Below are 16,980 nucleotides of genomic sequence, written 5' to 3'. Positions count from 1 at the left end.
CGTGTCGCGGCGCGCGCCCAGCCGCCCCGTGCCCTGAGGGCGCTCGGGGTTGTCGGGTGGTGGGGTCAGGCGGGCAGGGTGGTGGGGAGGCCGAAGGTGTCGAAGAGCTTGAGGTCGAAGAACTGGCACACGTGGGTGACCCCGGCCGCCGACAGCGTGAGTACCGGAAGACCGAAGGGGTGGTAGAGCCCGTCCTCGCCCAGCAGATACATGCCGAACGCCGGTTGCCCGTTGGCTTGGCAGGGCACCAGCTTGAGGTCGCCCGCCTGCTTGGCCGGGCAGTGAGTGGCGATGAGCCGCCCGATGTTCTCCGCGCCCTGGTACCACCCGGGGAAGGGCGGCATCTCGAAGACCGCGTCCTCGGTGAACAGCTTGACGATCGCGTCCACGTCGTAGCTCTCGAAGGCCCGCATGTAGCGGTCGAGCAGCTCGCGTTGCTCCCGCTCGTCAGGCTCGCCCATCTGGTCCTCGGCCGGCGAGACCTCGGCCAGCTGCGCCCGCGCGCGCTGCAGGCTGCTGTTGACCGCGGCGGTGGACGTGTCGAGCAGGTCGGCCACCTCGGCCGCCCGCCACTGGAGCACGTCGCGCAGGATGAGCACCGCCCGCTGCCGAGCCGGCAGGTACTGCAGAGCCGCCACGAGGGCCAGCCGTATGCTCTCCCGCGAGGTGACCACGGTCGCCGGATCCCGCCCGTCCGCCCCGACCGCCTCGTCAGGGACGGGTTCGAGCCACTCCAGCTCCATCGTCTCGCCCAGCGGCCCGTCACCCCTGGCACTCGGCGCCCCGAGCCCGGTGGGCGTCGGCCGTCTGCCCTGCTTGTCGAGCGCGGTCAGGCAGCGCGTGGTGGCGATCTTGTAGAGCCAGGTGCGTACGGAGGAGCGGCCTTCGAACTTGTCGTAGGCCCGCCACGCCCGAACGTAGGTCTCCTGGACCGTGTCCTCGGCATCGTGAACCGAGCCGAGCATGCGATAGCAGTGTGCGAGCAGCTCCCGCCGCAAAGGGTCGGCCAGCTGAGCGAAGTCATCGCTGACTGTCATGTTCCCTGTCTAGCGGATGCGTGTGACAAAAATCTGTCAGCGCGGCGATGAGCCGTGGACGTGGCCGGGGTCTACCCCTGTGGTCGCAGCGGATGGCGAGCCTTTCCAAGGTTTTCGATCCGCTGCCTCAGGACGGGGCGGGTCTGGGCTCGGGCTCGCCCTTCTGGCGCGTGCAGCGGCAGGAACGAGGGGCTCTGCCCTGCACGCGCCCTTCCACGCGCTCTGAGAGGTGTTGGGGCTCAGGGGGTGAGGATGATTTTGCCGGTGGTGTGGCCGGTTTCGCCGAGTTCGTGGGCCTTGGCGGCCTCTTCCAGAGGGAGGACTGCCGCGATTTCGGCCCGTAGGCGGCCCGCCGTGGCCAGGGCGGCGATGGCCTTCATGGCGCCGTGATCCGGTTCCAGCAGCATCGCGGCGGTCCGGATGCCGCGTGCCGACGCCTCCTCGGCGAGGGCGGGGTCGAGTTTGGACAGGACCAAGGAGACGATCGTGCCGCCCTCGCGCAGGGTGCGCAGGGAGCGGGAGCCGTAGTCGCCGCCCATGGTGTCCAGGACCATGTCCACGTCCCGGACCACGTTGGCGAAGTCGGTGCTCCGGTAGTCGATGAGCTCGTCGGCCCCCAGGCGGCGGAGGAAGTCGTGCTTGGCGGCGCTGGCCGTACCGATGACGAAGGCGCCGCGCGCCTTGGCGATCTGCACGGCGAGGTGACCCACCCCGCCCGCCGCGGCGTGCACGAGCACCCGCTGGCCGCCCCGGACGCCCGCGGTGTCCACCAGCGCCTGCCACGCCGTGAGCGCCGCGAGTGGCAACGCGCCTGCCTGCACGTGGTCGATCTCAGAGGGTTTGCGGGCAAACGTACGGGCTGGCGCGGTCACATACTCGGCATAAGCGCCGTGTGCCTGCGGGTACCGGAGCATGCCGAACACTTCGTCACCCGGCTGGTACAGCGTGGTCCCCAGCCCAACCGCCTCGACCACGCCCGAGACATCCCAGCCCAGGGTGAAGGGCGGGGCGCCGATCAGCCCGCCGTTGGCGCGATGCTTCCAGTCGGTGGGGTTCACCCCGGCCGCCCGCACCCGCACCAGCACCTCGGTCGGCCCCGGCTCCGGCCTGGCGACCTCGGCCACCCTGAGCACGTCCGGACCACCGAGCACATCCTGCGTGACCGCCCGCATCATCATCCCGCCAGTCTCGCAGGTACGAACCTGCGTATCGTCGGCCGGTCCACAGCCCCACACCAACCGCCGGTGGTCCCTGACGGCGGCCCGCCAGCAGCCGGTGGTCCCCGACGGCGGCCCGCCAACAGTCGGTTGCCCCTGACTGCGGCCCGCCCGCTGGCTCCGACCTGGTCTCGGCTGGCCAGCCGAGACCAGGCGGTGGGTGTCCTGTCGTGGGCGGGCCGTCTGGCGGGACCGGCTTTGCCGGTGGCCGGCTGTGCGCGGTCAGTCGCCGTCGGCCAGGAGGAGCCGGGCGCCGCGGAGGAGTTCGGCGCGGAGTTCGGCGTCGGGGACCGGCAGGGACAGGACCATCGGGTCGGCGACGGCGGCCAGGGCCTGGGCAGCGCGGATGTTACGGCGGCGGGTCGGGTCGGGGCCCGCCAGGAGGGCGTTGGCCCGATCCATCCAGGTGACGACGCGGGTAGCCAGGTGTTCTTCCTCGGCGTAGACGGTGGTGTCGCGCAGGAGCAGCGTGAGCACGCGACGATGGCCGACCATCGTGTCCACGCATCGTTCCAGGAAGGTCTCGGGGTGTTCGACGGCGGCGTCGAGGTTGTCGAGGAAGGGATCCAGGAGCTGCTGGATGATCTCCGACTTGGAGCGGAAATAGTGGTAGAGGGTGGGTTTGGTCAGCCCAACCTGTTCGGCGATCTCGCGCATGGAGGTCGTCCGGTAGCCGCGTGCGGTGAACAGCTCCAGGGCTGCCGCCAGGATCCGTCCCTTGGTGTCACTCTGGATCACCAAGCCACCCTACCGCCCGGTCGGTCGTCTCCCACGCACGAGGACACCCCACCGGTTTCCGGGGCCTCCCGGCAACTGCCGTTGTATGCCCACGTTCTTGGCCAGGCCTGTCACGGTGGCTGGTCAAAGGGGGCCGTTGCGGTGGGGACCACGTCCGACGTGAGAAGCGATCCCCACGATCGGCGCCCGCCCATGACGGCGGGTGGCGGTGGGGCGGCTTGCCGTAACGGAAAGGCGGCTTCAGCGACCGGGCGCGGCGGTCGGCCGTGACGGAAAGGCGGCCGTGACGGAAGGCCGGCCCTGACGGAAGGCCGGCCCTGACGGAGAGGTAGCCGGGACGGAAAGGCGGCCGTGACGGAGAGGCAGCCGGGACGGAGAGGCAGCCGGGGAAGGGCGGCCTTGGCGGCCGCGCGGCGAGGACGGGGGGTTGTGGGGGAGCGGGCAGGGCGCCGGGTCAGAGGTCGGAGACCAGGCGGGCGGCGGCTATTTCGATGCGGCGTTGGATTTGGTCGTAGGTGCGGCGGCCGCGCAGCATTTCGAGGAGTTCGTGCACCCACACGCTTGACAGCGATCCCGCCAGCGCCAGCTGCTCCTCGCTCGCCTCGTCGCGGGTCAGCCCGCCGGCCGACACCCTCAGGATCAGGCCGGTCATACGGTCGCCGAACGGCGTCTCCACCTCGGCCATGATCAGCGACCGGATCAGCGCGTCGGCCAGTTCGGGTTCGCGCATGAGGCCGCGGGTGGCGCGCATCAGGACGTCGACCGCGCGGCCCGCGGGGGTGCCCGCGCTGGGCGGGCGGCGTTCGATGCTGTTTTCCAGCAGGTCGATCTCTTCGCCCACGACCGCCACGACGAGGTCCATCTTCGAGGGGAAGTAGCGGTACAGAGTCCCCAGGGCCACGCCGGCGCGTTCCGCGACGGTGCGCATCTGCATGGCCTCCACGCCGCCTCGGGAGGCGAGGGCGGCGGCGGCCTGGACGATGCGCTTGCGGCGCTGGTGCTGGCTGCGGGTGCGCACGCCGGACCCACCGGCGCTCGGAAGGGGGGCCTCGGGGTCGGGAGGTGGCGCTGCGACTGTCGCAGGCGGGGTGCGCATAAGAACACGTTATCTGATTTCTCCGTAACTCGGCTTGTTACTCGCGAGTCACAAAGAAGGGGCATAGCCGCATGTCCATCCGGTTATGAGGAAAAGTCGTGTTTCCTGAGCGGGAACGGTTGCTGGACAGATATTAGAATCTGTTCTAGTTTTGCGGCAGTTGGTGACCGAGCGCTTGGTGGAGGCCGGATGACCGCGGACACGTTCGCCGCCCTGCTCGCGGCCCGCGCCGACGACGACAGGCCGTCGCTCCACTACGCCGACCGGGTCTGGTCGTGGCGGGAGCAGGTCGCGCTCTGCCGTACCTACGCGGGGTGGTTGCGCGGGGCCGGTCATGTGGGCGTCTTGCTGGACAACGTGCCGGAAATGGTCTTCCTGGTGGGCGCGGCGGCGCTGGGCGGGCCGGTGGTGGTCGCGCTCAACCCCACGCGGTCGCCGGTCGAGCTGGTTCGTGACGCGCGGGCCGCCGACGTCGAGCTCATCGTGTACGACGGCGTCCACGCCGAAGCGGCGCGAGCGATCTCCGAGGACCTGGGCATCCGGCGGATCTCCTTGGACGAGCTCCAGGCGACCCACGATCGGGAGCCCGCGCCCCCCGGCGACCTGGTCATGCTCGTCTTCACCTCCGGCACCTCGTCAGGCCGTCCCAGAGCGGTACGGATCACCCAGCGCAAACTCGCCGTCCCCGGCCTGTCGCTGGCCCGCATGCTCACCCCGGACGACGTCGTCTACTGCTCGATGCCCCTCTTCCACTCCGGCGCGATCATGGCGGCGTACGCTCCGGCGGTGGCCTCGGGAGCCGCGCTGGTGCTCAGGAAGCGCTTCTCGGCCTCCGGTGTCCTTCCCGATGTCCGGAAATATGGCTGCACGTATCTGCACTACGTCGGCAAGGCCCTCTCCTACGTCCTGGCCACCCCGGAGCGCCCCGACGACGCCGGCAACCCGCTCAAACTCGCCTTCGGGAACGAGGGCAGCGCCACCGCGACCCGCCGGTTCGGAGAGCGGTTCGGGTGTTTCGTGATCGACGCGTTCGGGTCCACCGAGACCGCGGTCTCGATCACGCCGGATCCGTCGGGGCCGCCCGGGTGCCTGGGCCGCCTGCCCGACGGCGTCGAGATCCGTAGTCCGGCGACCGGCGAGCGCTGCCCGCCCGCGATCGTCGAGAGCGGCCGTCTCCTGAACGCGGAGGAGGCCGTCGGGGAACTGGTCAACGTCCAGGGGCTGGGGCTGTTCGACGGCTACTACAACGACCCGGAGGCCGACGCCGAGCGGATCAGAGAGGGCGCCTTCTGGTCGGGTGACCTGGCGTATGCGGACAAGGAGGGGTACGTCTTCTTCGCCGGCCGGGGCACGGAACGCCTGCGCGTGGACGGGGAGAACCTCGCCGTCGCCCCCATCGAGGCGGTGGTACGCGAGGCGCCGGGGATCGTCGAGGCGGCCGTCTACCCGGTTCCCGACGCGGCCGCCGGTGACCAGGTGATGCTGGCCCTCGTGCCGGACGGGCGGTTCGAGATGTCGGCCTTCGCGGAGTTCCTGGGCGCGCGTGCCGACCTCGGGGCGAAGGCCGTACCGCGATATATCCGGATCTGCCGGGAGCTACCGCAGACCCCCTCCCACAAGGTACTCAAGCGCGTCCTCGCCCGGCAGGCCTGGCACGGCGCCACCGACCCCGTGTACCTCCGGACGGCGACCGGCTACCGGCCGCTGACCGGCGACGACGTCGTGGAGATCGAGACCGAGTTCGCCCGGTACGGGCGGCAGCACTTATTGGAGAGCTAGTGGATTTCGCATTGGACGAAACGCAGCGGGAGCTGCGCGAACTTGCCGCGGACCTGCTCGCCAGGCAGGCCGGCGAGGACCAGCTCAGGGAGGCCGGCCTGCTCGGCGTCTGCCTGCCCGAGGACGTGGGCGGCGCGGGCCTCGGCGGCGTCGAGATGGCCGTCGTGCTGCGCGAGGTGGGCGCGCGCGAGCTGCCGGCCCTGCCCGTCCTGGTCAGCTCCCTGGCGATCAGCCGGTACGGCTCGCGCGAGCAGCAGGCCCGCCTCGGCCAGGCCAGGGTGAGCACGGTCGCGCTGAAGGAGGCGGGCAGGGCGCTGGCCGACCCGCCGCGGACGCGGGCCCACTACTCCGGCGGCTGGACGCTGACCGGCAGCAAGTGCGCGGTGCCGTACGGGGCGGTGGCGGACGTGGCGCTGGTCTCGGCGGCGGAGGGGCTGTTCCTGGCCCGTCCCGGCCAGGTGGTGCCGGAGTTCGCCTCGACCGGCGAGCCGCTGGCCACGCTGGTCTTCGACCGGACTCCGGCGGAGAAGGTCGCCGACGACGCCGACGGCGTCCGCCTGATCTACACGGCCGCGGTCGCCGCGCAGGCGAGCGGCGTCCTGGCGGGCGCGCTGGAGCTGACCACCGAGTACATCAAGACCAGGAAGCAGTTCGGCCGCGCACTGGCGGAGTTCCAGGCGGTGACGATGCAGATCGCCGACGTCTACGTGGTCTCGCGGGCGCTGGACGTGGCGATGTGGTCGGCCGTCTGGGGGTTGGAGGCCAGGGACGTCGCGGTGGCCGCGTACCACGTGAGCGAGGCCTTCCGCGCGCTGTTCACCTGCCAGCACCTGCACGGCGGCCTCGGCCTGGACGTGACCTACCCCCTGCACAAGAGCTTCGCCCACGCCAAGCACCTGTCCCACCTGCTCGGCGGCGCGGACGCCCAGCTCGACCTGATCGGAGCGCTCGCCTGATGCTCATCGACCTCACCACCGAGCAGAAGCGGTTGCGGCAGGAACTGCGCGAGTACTTCCGCGCCTGCCTCACCGGCGACGACCGCAAGAAGATCGCCGAGGACCCGTTCGGCGAGGCGTACATGGAACACTGCCGCCGCCTCGGGCGCGACGGCAAGCTGGGTCTCGGCTGGCCCAAGGAGTATGGCGGCGCCGGCTTCGGGCCGCTCGAACAGCAGATCTTCGCCAACGAGATCGCGCGGGCGGCGGTGCCGTACCCGATCATCACGGTGCAGACGGTCGGGCCGACGCTGATGCAGTACGGCACGCCCGCGCAGAAGGAGTTCTTCCTGCCGCGCATCCTGGCGGGGGAGTGCCACTTCGCGATCGGCTACAGCGAGCCGGAGGCGGGCACGGACCTCGCCTCGCTGCGGACGACCGCGGTGCTCGACGGCGACCACTATGTCGTGAACGGGCAGAAGGTGTTCACCTCCGGCGCCCACTACGCGCAGTACGTCTGGCTGGCGGCGCGGACGAACCCCGGGGCCAAGAAGCACAAGGGCATCACCATGATGATCGCCGGGACGGACGACCCCGGCTTCTCCTGGACGCCGATCGTCACCATGGACGGCCGCCACCACACGAACGCCACCTACTACCAGGACGTACGCGTACCGGCGGACATGGTCGTCGGCGAAGTGGACAAAGGCTGGGACCTCATCGTCAACCAGCTCAACCACGAGCGGGTCACGCTCGGCCCGGCGGGCAACCTCGGCCAGACCTACGACCGGTTCCTGGCCTGGGCGCGCAGGACGGGCAACGACGGGCAGCCCGACGTACGCCGCGCGCTGGGTCGCGTCTACGCCTACTTCCGCACCAATGAGCTGCTGAACTGGCAGGTCGCGGCCAACATGGACCTCGGCTGGCTGGGCGCGCCCGACGCGTCGGCCACCAAGATCTACGGCTCGGAGCGCATGCAGGAGATCGGCCGGATCGTGGGCGACATCCTGGCGCGGTTCGGTGATCCGGCCGACCCGGAGACGGCCGAGCTGCTCGACCGGCTGGACCATGGCGTGAAGGGGGCCGTGGTGCTGACGTTCGGCGGCGGGGTGAACGAGGTGCAGCGCGAGCTGATCGCCATGCTCGGCCTGAGCCTGCCGAGGCCGCCGCGATGACCGATCTGCACGAGATGGCGCGCAGGCAGGTGGCCATGGGCGAGTTGCGCGGCCTGCCCGCGGCCGATCCGGTCAACGAACCGATGATCCGGCACTGGCTCGACGCCATGGGCGACCAGAACCCGCTTTATCTCGACAAAGGGGTGGCGCCTCCGGCCATGGCGCAGGTGTGGACCATGGGCGGGGTGCGACGCGACGCACGGGACCGCTCGCCGGTCGACGACATGCTGGCCGAGCTGAACGCCCAGGGGTACACGGGCGTGGTGGCGACCAACTGCGAGCAGACCTACCACCGGTACGCCCGGCTGGGCGACGTGCTGACTCCGGCCACCCGCTTTTCCGGACTTACCGGGCCGAAGACGACCGCCCTCGGAGAGGGATATTTCGCCACCTGGAATGTCACCTGGTATGACCAGTTCGACGAGCCGGTGGCGGAGATGCTCTTCCGGGTCCTGAAGTTTCGCCCGCGGGTTAAGGAAAGGCGCAAGCCGTACCCGCTGAAACCTGCCGTCAACCGGGACACGCAGTTCTTCTGGGACGGCGTGAAACTCGGCGAACTGCGCATCCAAAGCTGCGCCGACTGCGGCGAAGTACGCCATCCACCAGGCCCGATCTGCCCCGCCTGCCGCTCGGCGAACCGCGGCCACATCGTCGCCCGCGGCGAGGGAACCGTCTACAGCTACGTCGTCCACCACAACCCGCCCGTGCCCGGACGCGAAACCCCGTTCGTGGTGGCGGTGGTGGAACTTCCGGAAGGCGTGAGGATTGTGGGGAACATAGTGGACTGTCCCGTGGATGCGGTGGGTATCGGTATGACGGTGCGGGCAACGTTTCGCGCAATGGATGACGAACTGATCCTTCCGATGTGGACGCCACAGGAGTCATGATGCGGACGCTGACCGGAGAGCAGATCGCAATCGGCATGGTTCTGCCAGAACTGTCCATCAGCGTCACGCCCACCCTCGTGGTCTCGACCGCGATCGCCACCATGGACTTCACCCCGGTCCACCACGACGTCGAGATCGCCCGCGCGCAGGGCTCGCAGGACATCTTCCTCAACATCCTGACCACGATGGGGCTGGTCGAACGCTATGTCACCGACTGGGCGGGCCCGGAGGCGGTGATCCGCCGGATCAACGTGAAGCTCGGGGTGCCGGCCTACGCGGGGGACCTGCTGGCGTTCACGGGGGCGGTGATCGCGCGCGAGGGCGAGGAATTCACCGTCGAGGTCCGCGGCAAAGTCTCCCTCGGCGACCACGCGACCGGTTCGGTGGTCCTCTCGCTCCCGTCGTGATCCCTTCCTCCAAACTCTAAGATCACGAGCTTTTCGACCCTTACGATCACGGGCTTTAAGTTCACGGGCTTTTGGAGTTACGGCACAGCCACCCCCACGCCACCCGCCGACATGGGCGGGCCCAGGTCGGGGGGATCGCTTCTCACGTCGGACGTGGTCCCCGCCGCAACGGCCCCCTTTGCCCCCCGCCGTGGCCCCTCAGCCCGATCACCACTCTCACCAGCCGCTAGCCAGGCCACCACCCCACCGGCCACCGACCAGATCTGTTCGTCCGCTGTTGGGCCTTGCCGCTTCCTCCGACCGGTCGCCGTTCGGGTTGGGGCGGGGCCGGGATGTCGTGAATACCTGAAGGGTTTCCTCATGAAAGCCGCCATCGCCGGGATCGGTGCCACCGAGTTCAGCAAGGATTCCGGGCGCTCGGAGCTGCAACTGGCCGCCGAGGCCGTTTTCGCCGCGCTCGACGACGCCGGGCTCTCGCCCGGGGACGTCGACGGCCTGGTGACCTACACCCAGGACACCAACCAGGAGATCGCCGTCGCGCGCGAGGTCGGGATCGGGGACCTGACCTTCTTTTCGCGTGTTCACTACGGCGGCGGCGCCGCCTGTGGCACGGTGATGCACGCCGCCATGGCCGTGCGGACCGGCATGGCCCGTACCGTCGTCTGCTACCGCGCCTTCAACGAACGATCCGGCCGCCGCTTCGGCCAGCCCGATGCCCGGCTCGGCGGGGAGCCTTCCTCGCAGGGGCTGGAGATGAGCTGGCACGTGCCGTTCGGGCTGATGACGCCCGCGGCCTGGGTGGCCATGTTCGCGCGGCGGTACATGCACGTCTACGGCGCGACCTCGGAGGACTTCGGCCGCGTCGCCGTCGCGATGCGGCGGCACGCGGCCACGAACCCGGCGGCGTGGTTCCACGGGCGGCCGATCACGCTGGCCGAGCATCAGGCCTCGAAGTGGATCGTGGAGCCGCTGCATCTGCTCGACTGCTGCCAGGAGAGCGACGGCGCGGTGGCGCTGGTCGTCACTTCGGAGGACCGGGCCAGGGACCTGCGCCGTTCCCCCGCGGTGATCACGGCCGCCGCTCAGGGGGCGGGCGCCGGGCAGATGATGATGACCAGCTATTACCGCGACGACATGACCGGCCTTCCCGAGATGTCCGTCGTCGGCCGCAAACTCTGGGAAATTTCCGGCATGCGGCCCGCTGACATGCAGACCGCGATCCTCTACGACCACTTCACGCCGTTCGTGCTGACGCAGCTTGAGGAGCTGGGCTTCTGCGGCAGGGGCGAGGCGGCCGGGTACGTCGCGGACGGCGGCATCGAGCTGGACGGCCACCTGCCGGTGAACCCGCACGGAGGGCAGCTGGGTGAGGCGTACATCCATGGCATGAACGGCATCGCCGAAGCCGTCCGCCAGGTAAGGGGCACCTCGGTCAACCAGGTCAAGGACGTGTCGAACGTCCTGGTCACCGCCGGCACCGGCGTCCCCACCAGCGGCCTCATCCTCTCCTCCCCCTGACCCACCCCCGCTGGGTCCGGTCAGGCGGACAGGGGAAGGCCGGCACGGCGATGCCAGGGGAGTCCCCGGTTCGGACAGGCCGACCGAGGTGACGCTGTCCGGTCGGGGTTAACCGGAATCCGGGAATCGGAGCCCGATCGGGGCCGGCCGGAACCCGCCAAGTCGGAGCCCCGGGCGGAGCCAGCCGGACGCCGGAGCGCCGTTCCCGGAGCCAGGCACGGGTTCGGCCAGGCGGAGGTGGGCGCGGGCTCTTGGCAGGGGACGCGGTCAGGGGGAGCCGATGGCCGGGACCGCGAAGAACACCAGCATGGCGATCAGCACGCAGATCAGGAAGCCCGCCACCTCCCACGCCCAGTCGCGGTGCTTACGCTGCTTGCGCTTCCTCGCCTGCTTCTTGGCCGCCGGGCGTGACGGCTTTCGGGGGCCGGTGGCCTGCTTGACGCCCATGTTCTGCCGGGATGCCGCGAGCCGGGGCCTGCCCTGGACGCGGCCGTCGCGTCCTGGCGCCTTGCGGCCGTCCAGCGGGTCGCGGTCGGCCCGCGTCCTGCGGTCGTCTCGTCCCCAGGAGAACTCGGGGGCCGGTTCGGGAGAGGTGACCGGGTTTTCTTCGGCAGAGACCCAGGGGGCTCTCAGGGCGTCTGAGTCTTCGTCGGGCTGGTCCAGCCGGGCGGGGTCGCTGGCGGCCAGGATGTCGGAGGGCATGGGGAGCCGGTAGACGGGCTCGCCGGCCGGGCGGCGGGTCCGGGTGAACGGCTGGAAGGCGGAGAACGCGTCCCCCGAGCTCCGGCCGGTGTCCGTGGTTCCGGCCTCCGGCGTCCGGCTGGCCTCCGGCCTTCGGCTGGGGTCCGGGAGGTCGGGCGTCGGCGGGCCGGGGGCCGGTGTGTCCGTCCGGGAGCTGTGGACGAGTACGTCTCCGGGGGAGGGCAGGTCCAGCGGCGGCATGATGTCGGTGGGCGGGTCGTCGAGTACGTCAGCGGGCACCGGAGCCGACAGCAAGAACCCGGTCCTCGGCGGCAGCCCGTCCCGGACCCTGGGCCTGGGCGGCAGGCCCGCACGCCACCCCGGCTCCTCCCCATCGGCGCTCGACGGCTCTTCCTGGGCGGAGGCGCCGGTGAAGGGGGCGAAGGGGTCCCGCCCGGGGGTGAACGCGTCGGAGTGAGGCGCCCCGGCCGACGGATCGCGGGTGGGAGCCGCGGTGAACGGGCCGCGCACGGGCGCTTCGCCCTGCGGGTCCTGCCCGGGGCTCCTGGTCAGCGGGTGGCTGCTACGGTCCCCGGTCAGCGGGCCATGCGCACGGTTCCCGGCCAGCGGCGTCCCCGCGAGCGGGTCGCTGACCGGATACGCGGTGAAGGGCCGGGCGGGCGATCCTGCCTGCGGGTTCGGAGCGGGCGAGCCGCCCGGCAGGTCACGGGCGGGAGAAGTGCCCGGTTGATCGCGGGTGGAAGGTCCGCCCAGCACATCGCCGGTGGGTGAGGAGCCCCACAGGTCACGGGTGGCGGAGCCGCCCAGCACATCACCGGTGGGAGAAGAGCCCCATGCGTCGCGGGTGGGGGAGCCGGTGGATCGGTCGCGGGGGGAAGAGGTGCCCAGCAGCGGTGGGGGGCCGGGCAGGGGGTCGCGGAGGCGGGGCATGGGGGCCGTGGTGGCCTCGTGGTCGGCGCGGCCCGTCGGGGGAGTGAGGAGTTCCGTGGGGAAGATGCCCGTCGCCGTCCTGGGGTCCGATTCGGCGAGCGGCTGCGGCCAGCGGGGCGGCGCGGGCCAGAGGGGCTTGACGAAGAGGGGAGCGGCGCCGGCCGTACGGGATCCCGCGACGTGCACGCGCAGTACGGCGGCAGGGGCGGGCCACGGCAGGCGGCAGAGGATGTCGCGCAGCGGCGCGACCGACAGGGCGCCGTAGACGTCGGCGACGGCGGCGGGGACGCGCGCGCCCGTGCAGGCCAGGGCGGTGGACAGCGTCTGGCGGAAGCGGTGCGCGGCGCTGATGGCCAGTTCTTCCGCGGTGTCGGGGGCGACGTCGAGCACCCAGGCGAGTTCGGTCGTGGTCAGGCCGCAGACCTCGCACAGGAGGAGGACCTCGCGCTGGTGGGGGCGCAGTTCGCGCAGGGTCCGTTCGACCAGGGCGGAGGCGGGGTCGACGAGCGGGTCGACGACGGGGGGCGCGTAGACGATGTCGCGCCGGTGGATCTCGCGGCGGGCGAGAGCGTAGAGGGCGGCGCGCGGCGGCGCTTGGGCGGGCACGCTGGAGAGCACGGCGACCAGCGCGTACCCGGCGGAGGCTGGGTCGCCGAGCTGGTCCGCGCAGTACGCGAACAGCCCGGTGGCGTGACGGTCGTAGAGCTCGGCGATCAGGTCGTTGCGGGAGCGCTGATCGGTGAGCGGTTGAGTCACTGGGCCGGATCCTCTGGTGGAAAACGGACGCTTGGGGGTGAGGGGTGCGGCGTCGGAGTTTGTGCTGGCAATCATGCCAACTCCTACCGGTGTTGCGCACTATGAGAACGTCATTTGATATGAATCCTCCCAGGTCGGTGAAGCGTTTAAGCACAGGCCGATGGGACAGAAGCACCCTCATCGCCGTAGTCTGAGGTCCGCAAGAGATCATGCGGCGGACGTGGCAGGGGGGCTACGGTCCCGCCACGAACGGAAGGTCACGCGTGATCACGTTCGACTCTGTCACCAAACGCTATCCAGACGGAACGGTCGCCGTGGACAACCTCAGCCTTGAGGCTCCCACGGGCCAGATCACCGTGTTCGTCGGGCCGTCGGGGTGCGGCAAGACCACCTCACTGCGGATGATCAACCGCATGATCGACGCGTCGGACGGGCAGATCCTGCTGGACGGCACCGCCGTACAGACGATCGACCCGCCGACGCTGCGCCGGGGGATCGGCTACGTCATCCAGCAGGCCGGGCTCTTCCCGCACCGGAGGATCGTCGACAACGTCGCCACGGTGCCGTTCCTGCTCGGCTGGGACAAGAAGAAGGCCCGCGACCGGGCCATGGAGCTGCTGGAGGTGGTCGGGCTCGACCCGGCGATGGCCCAGCGCTACCCGTTCCAGCTGTCGGGAGGCCAGCAGCAGCGCGTCGGAGTCGCCAGGGCGCTGGCCGCCGACCCGCCGGTGCTGCTCATGGACGAGCCGTTCAGCGCGGTCGACCCGATCGTGCGGACGAGTCTGCAGGACGAGCTGCTCAAGCTGCAGTCCGAGCTGAACAAGACCATCGTCTTCGTCACCCACGACATCGACGAGGCCATCAAGCTCGGCGACCGCGTGGCCGTGCTGCGCGTGGGCGGGCGGCTGGCGCAGCTGGCCGATCCCAAGACGCTGCTGTCGGAGCCCGCCGACGAGTTCGTGCGCGAGTTCCTGGGGCACGACCGGGGGATCCGGCGCCTGCAGTTCATCTCGGCGGCGGGGCTACGGCTGCGCACCGACCTGACCGTTCCCGAGGACGCGTTCCCCGCGAACTCCGAGGAGCCCTGGCTGCTCATCGTCACCCCGGACCGGCGGCCCGTGGCCTGGGTCACGCCCAGGCGGCCGGAGGAGCGGGAGCCGTACGGGACATTCCTGCACGGCAAGGACAACATGCGGTCGGCGCTCGACGCGGCGCTGCTGTCGCCTTCGGGCTGCGCGGTGGCCGTGGACGAGGACGGGAAGGTGGTCGGCGTGGCCACCCGCGAGGCCCTCGACGAGGCGCTCGCGGAGGCGGCCGATGTCTGACGGTCCGCCAACACTCTGGGAGTGGTTCGCCCGCAACTGGGACACCGGGCGGGTCGGCAGCATCAGCAACCTGCTCAGCGACCACCTGGTGATGTCGCTGGTGCCGATCGTGGCGGCGCTCGTGCTGTCGCTGCCGCTGGGGCTGGCGTGCGTGCGCTTCCGCTGGCTGTACCAGCCCACGTCCGGGCTGATGAACATCCTCTACGCGCTGCCGTCGCTGCCGATCTTCATGCTGCTGATCTCGGTGACCGGGCTGTCGCAGACCACGGTGATCATCCCGCTGACGTTCTACGCCATGGCCGTGCTGATCCCGTCGGTGGTCGACGGGCTGGGCGCGGTGCCCGACCACGTCCGCCAGTCGGCCGTGGCCATGGGCTTCACGCCGGTCCGCCGGCTGGTCCAGGTCGAGCTGCCGATCGCGACCCCGGTCGTGCTGGCGGGCCTGCGGGTCGTCGCGGTCTCCAGCATCTCGCTGGTCAGCGTCGGCGCGCTCATCGGCCAGGGCGGGCTCGGGATGCTGTTCACCCGGGCCTACCAGAACCCGTTCCTGCCGCCGGTCATCGTCGGCATCGTGGGCATCGTGCTGCTGGCGCTGGTCGCCGACGGGCTGCTGGTGCTGGCGCAGCGGCTGCTGACGCCGTGGGTGCGGGCGAGGAGGGCGTCGTGAACTGGCTGACGGACTTCTTCGGCAACCCCGAGAACTGGACGGGGCCCGGCGGCATCCCCATGCGGCTGCTGGAGCACCTGGAGTACTCGGTGCTGGCCCTCGTGCTCGCGGTGCTGATCGCGATCCCGCTCGGCCTGCTGATCGGGCACACGGGCAAGGGCGGCGTGATCGTGGTGATCTCCGCCAACCTGGCCAGGGCGCTGCCGACGCTGGGCATGCTCGTGCTGTTCGTGCTGCTGCTGGGCACCGCCTCGATCCTGCCGGTGATCATCCCGCTGGTGCTGCTGTCGATCCCGCCGATCCTGGTCAACACGTTCGAGGGCATCCGGGGTGTGGATCCCGAGCTGCGCGACGCCGCGTACGGGATGGGTCTGCGCGGCGGGCAGGTGCTCGGACGGGTGCTGGTCCCGGTGGCGTTGCCGCTGATCCTGCTGGGTCTGCGGCTGTCGGCCATCCAGGTGGTGGCCACCACGACCGTCGCCGCGTACGTGGGCCTGGGCGGGCTCGGGCGTTTCGTCATCGACGGATTCGCCACCAAGGAGTATGCGAGCGTGGTCGGCGGTTCTGTACTGATTGTGCTGTTCGCTCTGGTGGTGCAGCTGGCGTTCACCCTCGTCCAGCGGGTGAGCGTCTCTCCGGGGGTTAGTCAGAGAGTTCGCTAGTCTCCTACTCAACCCCCCGCTAAGAAGGGAAATATTGATGAAACGCATCTTCAGCACCGCTGCGGTGCTGCTGTCGGCCGGACTCGCGCTGGCCGCTTGCGGATCCTCCGGCTCGGGAGGCAACCCGCTCGACACCACCAGCGCCCAGCCCAGCGGTGCCGCCAGCAGCGCGCCCGCCGGTGGCGGCAAGGCCATCATCGGCTCGTTCGACTTCGACGAGAGCGTCCTGCTCGGCTCCATCTACGCCCAGGCGCTTGAGGCCAAGGGCGTCCAGGTCGAGGAGAAGCCGCGCATCGGCAGCCGAGAGGTCGTCTACGACCAGGTCAAGGCGGGCGGCCTGACCATCGTGCCCGAGTACAACGGCAACCTGCTGGCCTTCATCGACCCCAAGACCACGGCCGGCACCACCGCCGACGTGGACGCGGCGCTGAAGGAGAAACTGCCCGACACGCTGGAGATCCTCGCCTCCTCGCCCGCCGAGGACAAGGACAGCCTGTCGGTCTCCGAGGCGTCGGCGACCAAGGACTCCCTGAAGTCCATCGAGGACCTGGCCAAGGTGTCGAAGACCATGGTCGTCGGCGGCCCGCCGGAGTTCAAGAAGCGCTGGGAGGCCCGCTTCAAGGAGGTCTACGGCCTGGAGTTCAAGGAGTGGAAGCCGACCGGCCCCACCACCGCGGACGCCATCAAGGACGGCACGATCCAGGTCGGCAACGTCTTCACCACCGACCCCAAGATCATCGCCAACAAGCTGGTCCCGCTCGCGGACCCGAAGAACATCTTCCCCGCCCAGAACGTCACCCCGCTGGTCTACAAGGCGGGCGCGAACGACACCATCAAGACCACGCTCGACGCGGTCTCCGCCAAGCTCTCCACGCAGTCGCTGATCGAGATGATGACGAAGATCTCCGTCAACAAGGACGAGCCGGCCACCGTGGCCAAGGAGTGGCTGTCGGCCAACGGGCTCGGCTGAGTTTGAGCGAGTTCACCGAGGCGATGGCCCAGCTGGCCGCCGGCGTGGGGGGGGGGGGCCGGGGGGGGGGGCCGCCCCCCCCCCCCCGGGGGGGGGCGCCCCCCCCCCGGGGGGGCGGCGCCCCCCCCCCCCGGGGGGGGGGACACCAGCACACCGCCCACAGCGCGCCCCGGCGCGTC

General features: G+C 70.5%; 15 protein-coding genes. 10 read left to right on the top strand and 5 right to left on the bottom strand.

Going from position 1 to position 16,980, the window contains the following annotated elements; genetic code table 11:
- Window positions 1-65: 65 nt before the first annotated feature.
- From ACIBHY_RS54140 to ACIBHY_RS54125, 4 genes are all read right to left on the bottom strand, one after another.
- Entirely contained in the window at window positions 66-1,037 is a 972-nt protein-coding gene (locus ACIBHY_RS54140) for a sigma-70 family RNA polymerase sigma factor (RefSeq protein WP_397245231.1), read from the bottom strand.
- 239 nt (window positions 1,038-1,276) lie between these two features.
- Complete coding sequence (locus tag ACIBHY_RS54135) at window positions 1,277-2,209, bottom strand: NADP-dependent oxidoreductase (protein ID WP_397311035.1); 933 nt, start codon at window positions 2,207-2,209, stop codon at window positions 1,277-1,279.
- A gap of 267 nt (window positions 2,210-2,476) precedes the next feature.
- Window positions 2,477-2,992, bottom strand: a complete 516-nt coding sequence (locus tag ACIBHY_RS54130; protein ID WP_397245229.1) for a TetR/AcrR family transcriptional regulator — start codon at window positions 2,990-2,992, stop codon at window positions 2,477-2,479.
- A gap of 454 nt (window positions 2,993-3,446) precedes the next feature.
- Window positions 3,447-4,010 carry a TetR family transcriptional regulator gene (locus tag ACIBHY_RS54125; RefSeq protein ID WP_379612114.1) on the bottom strand — a complete coding sequence of 188 codons (564 nt, stop codon included), beginning with the start codon at window positions 4,008-4,010 and terminating at the stop codon, window positions 3,447-3,449.
- Between the two features lie 267 nt (window positions 4,011-4,277).
- Here ACIBHY_RS54125 and ACIBHY_RS54120 point away from each other — a divergent pair, with 267 nt between their 5' ends.
- The 6 genes from ACIBHY_RS54120 to ACIBHY_RS54095 all read left to right on the top strand — a co-directional run bounded on the left by ACIBHY_RS54120 (window position 4,278) and on the right by ACIBHY_RS54095 (window position 10,789).
- A complete protein-coding gene (locus tag ACIBHY_RS54120; RefSeq protein ID WP_397311020.1) occupies window positions 4,278-5,867 on the top strand; it encodes an AMP-binding protein in 1,590 nt (529 codons plus the stop codon).
- On the top strand, window positions 5,867-6,823 hold the full coding sequence (locus tag ACIBHY_RS54115; protein ID WP_397311018.1) for an acyl-CoA dehydrogenase family protein: 957 nt from the start codon (window positions 5,867-5,869) through the stop codon (window positions 6,821-6,823). The genes ACIBHY_RS54120 and ACIBHY_RS54115 overlap by 1 nt, the downstream gene beginning before the upstream one ends.
- On the top strand, window positions 6,823-7,977 hold the full coding sequence (locus tag ACIBHY_RS54110) for an acyl-CoA dehydrogenase family protein (RefSeq protein WP_397311016.1): 1,155 nt from the start codon (window positions 6,823-6,825) through the stop codon (window positions 7,975-7,977). Before ACIBHY_RS54115 ends, ACIBHY_RS54110 begins: the two co-directional genes overlap by 1 nt.
- On the top strand, window positions 7,974-8,864 hold the full coding sequence (locus ACIBHY_RS54105) for a bifunctional MaoC family dehydratase N-terminal/OB-fold nucleic acid binding domain-containing protein (protein WP_397311015.1): 891 nt from the start codon (window positions 7,974-7,976) through the stop codon (window positions 8,862-8,864). The genes ACIBHY_RS54110 and ACIBHY_RS54105 overlap by 4 nt, the downstream gene beginning before the upstream one ends.
- Window positions 8,843-9,271 carry a MaoC/PaaZ C-terminal domain-containing protein gene (locus tag ACIBHY_RS54100; protein WP_397311014.1) on the top strand — a complete coding sequence of 143 codons (429 nt, stop codon included), beginning with the start codon at window positions 8,843-8,845 and terminating at the stop codon, window positions 9,269-9,271. Before ACIBHY_RS54105 ends, ACIBHY_RS54100 begins: the two co-directional genes overlap by 22 nt.
- 360 nt (window positions 9,272-9,631) lie before the next feature.
- Window positions 9,632-10,789, top strand: coding sequence for a lipid-transfer protein (locus tag ACIBHY_RS54095; protein ID WP_397311013.1), 1,158 nt, complete (start codon window positions 9,632-9,634; stop codon window positions 10,787-10,789).
- Between the two features lie 267 nt (window positions 10,790-11,056).
- Here ACIBHY_RS54095 and ACIBHY_RS54090 read toward each other — a convergent pair whose 3' ends face one another.
- Window positions 11,057-13,177, bottom strand: a complete 2,121-nt coding sequence (locus ACIBHY_RS54090) for a hypothetical protein (protein ID WP_397311012.1) — start codon at window positions 13,175-13,177, stop codon at window positions 11,057-11,059.
- Between the two features lie 263 nt (window positions 13,178-13,440).
- Between ACIBHY_RS54090 and ACIBHY_RS54085 the strand changes: the two genes are divergently transcribed.
- Genes ACIBHY_RS54085 through ACIBHY_RS54070 form a run of 4 tightly spaced genes read left to right on the top strand, consistent with a single transcriptional unit; the run spans window position 13,441 to window position 16,801 of the window.
- A complete protein-coding gene (locus ACIBHY_RS54085) occupies window positions 13,441-14,502 on the top strand; it encodes an ABC transporter ATP-binding protein (protein ID WP_397245213.1) in 1,062 nt (353 codons plus the stop codon).
- A complete protein-coding gene (locus ACIBHY_RS54080; RefSeq protein WP_184972667.1) occupies window positions 14,495-15,169 on the top strand; it encodes an ABC transporter permease in 675 nt (224 codons plus the stop codon). The genes ACIBHY_RS54085 and ACIBHY_RS54080 overlap by 8 nt, the downstream gene beginning before the upstream one ends.
- The gene (locus ACIBHY_RS54075) at window positions 15,166-15,831 is read left to right on the top strand and encodes an ABC transporter permease (RefSeq protein WP_379612103.1); all 666 of its coding nucleotides are present in this window, start codon (window positions 15,166-15,168) and stop codon (window positions 15,829-15,831) included. The genes ACIBHY_RS54080 and ACIBHY_RS54075 overlap by 4 nt, the downstream gene beginning before the upstream one ends.
- A gap of 37 nt (window positions 15,832-15,868) precedes the next feature.
- A complete protein-coding gene (locus ACIBHY_RS54070) occupies window positions 15,869-16,801 on the top strand; it encodes an ABC transporter substrate-binding protein (protein WP_397245211.1) in 933 nt (310 codons plus the stop codon).
- The last annotated feature ends 179 nt before the right edge of the window (window positions 16,802-16,980 follow it).

It is taken from the genome of Nonomuraea sp. NPDC050547 (assembly GCF_044457345.1).
Lineage (GTDB): Bacteria > Actinomycetota > Actinomycetes > Streptosporangiales > Streptosporangiaceae > Nonomuraea.
This window is presented reverse-complemented; position numbering and strand designations above follow the sequence as displayed.

Bases quoted from the DNA above. Each gene is read 5' to 3' on its own strand.
- ACIBHY_RS54140 (WP_397245231.1), bottom strand. From the start codon at position 1,037: ATGACAGTCAGCGATGACTTCGCTCAGCTGGCCGACCCTTTGCGGCGG.
- ACIBHY_RS54080 (WP_184972667.1), top strand. From the start codon at position 14,495: ATGTCTGACGGTCCGCCAACACTCTGGGAGTGGTTCGCCCGCAACTGG.
- ACIBHY_RS54095 (WP_397311013.1), top strand. From the start codon at position 9,632: ATGAAAGCCGCCATCGCCGGGATCGGTGCCACCGAGTTCAGCAAGGAT.
- ACIBHY_RS54105 (WP_397311015.1), top strand. From the start codon at position 7,974: ATGACCGATCTGCACGAGATGGCGCGCAGGCAGGTGGCCATGGGCGAG.
- ACIBHY_RS54110 (WP_397311016.1), top strand. From the start codon at position 6,823: ATGCTCATCGACCTCACCACCGAGCAGAAGCGGTTGCGGCAGGAACTG.
- ACIBHY_RS54120 (WP_397311020.1), top strand. From the start codon at position 4,278: ATGACCGCGGACACGTTCGCCGCCCTGCTCGCGGCCCGCGCCGACGAC.
- ACIBHY_RS54070 (WP_397245211.1), top strand. From the start codon at position 15,869: ATGAAACGCATCTTCAGCACCGCTGCGGTGCTGCTGTCGGCCGGACTC.
- ACIBHY_RS54135 (WP_397311035.1), bottom strand. From the start codon at position 2,209: ATGCGGGCGGTCACGCAGGATGTGCTCGGTGGTCCGGACGTGCTCAGG.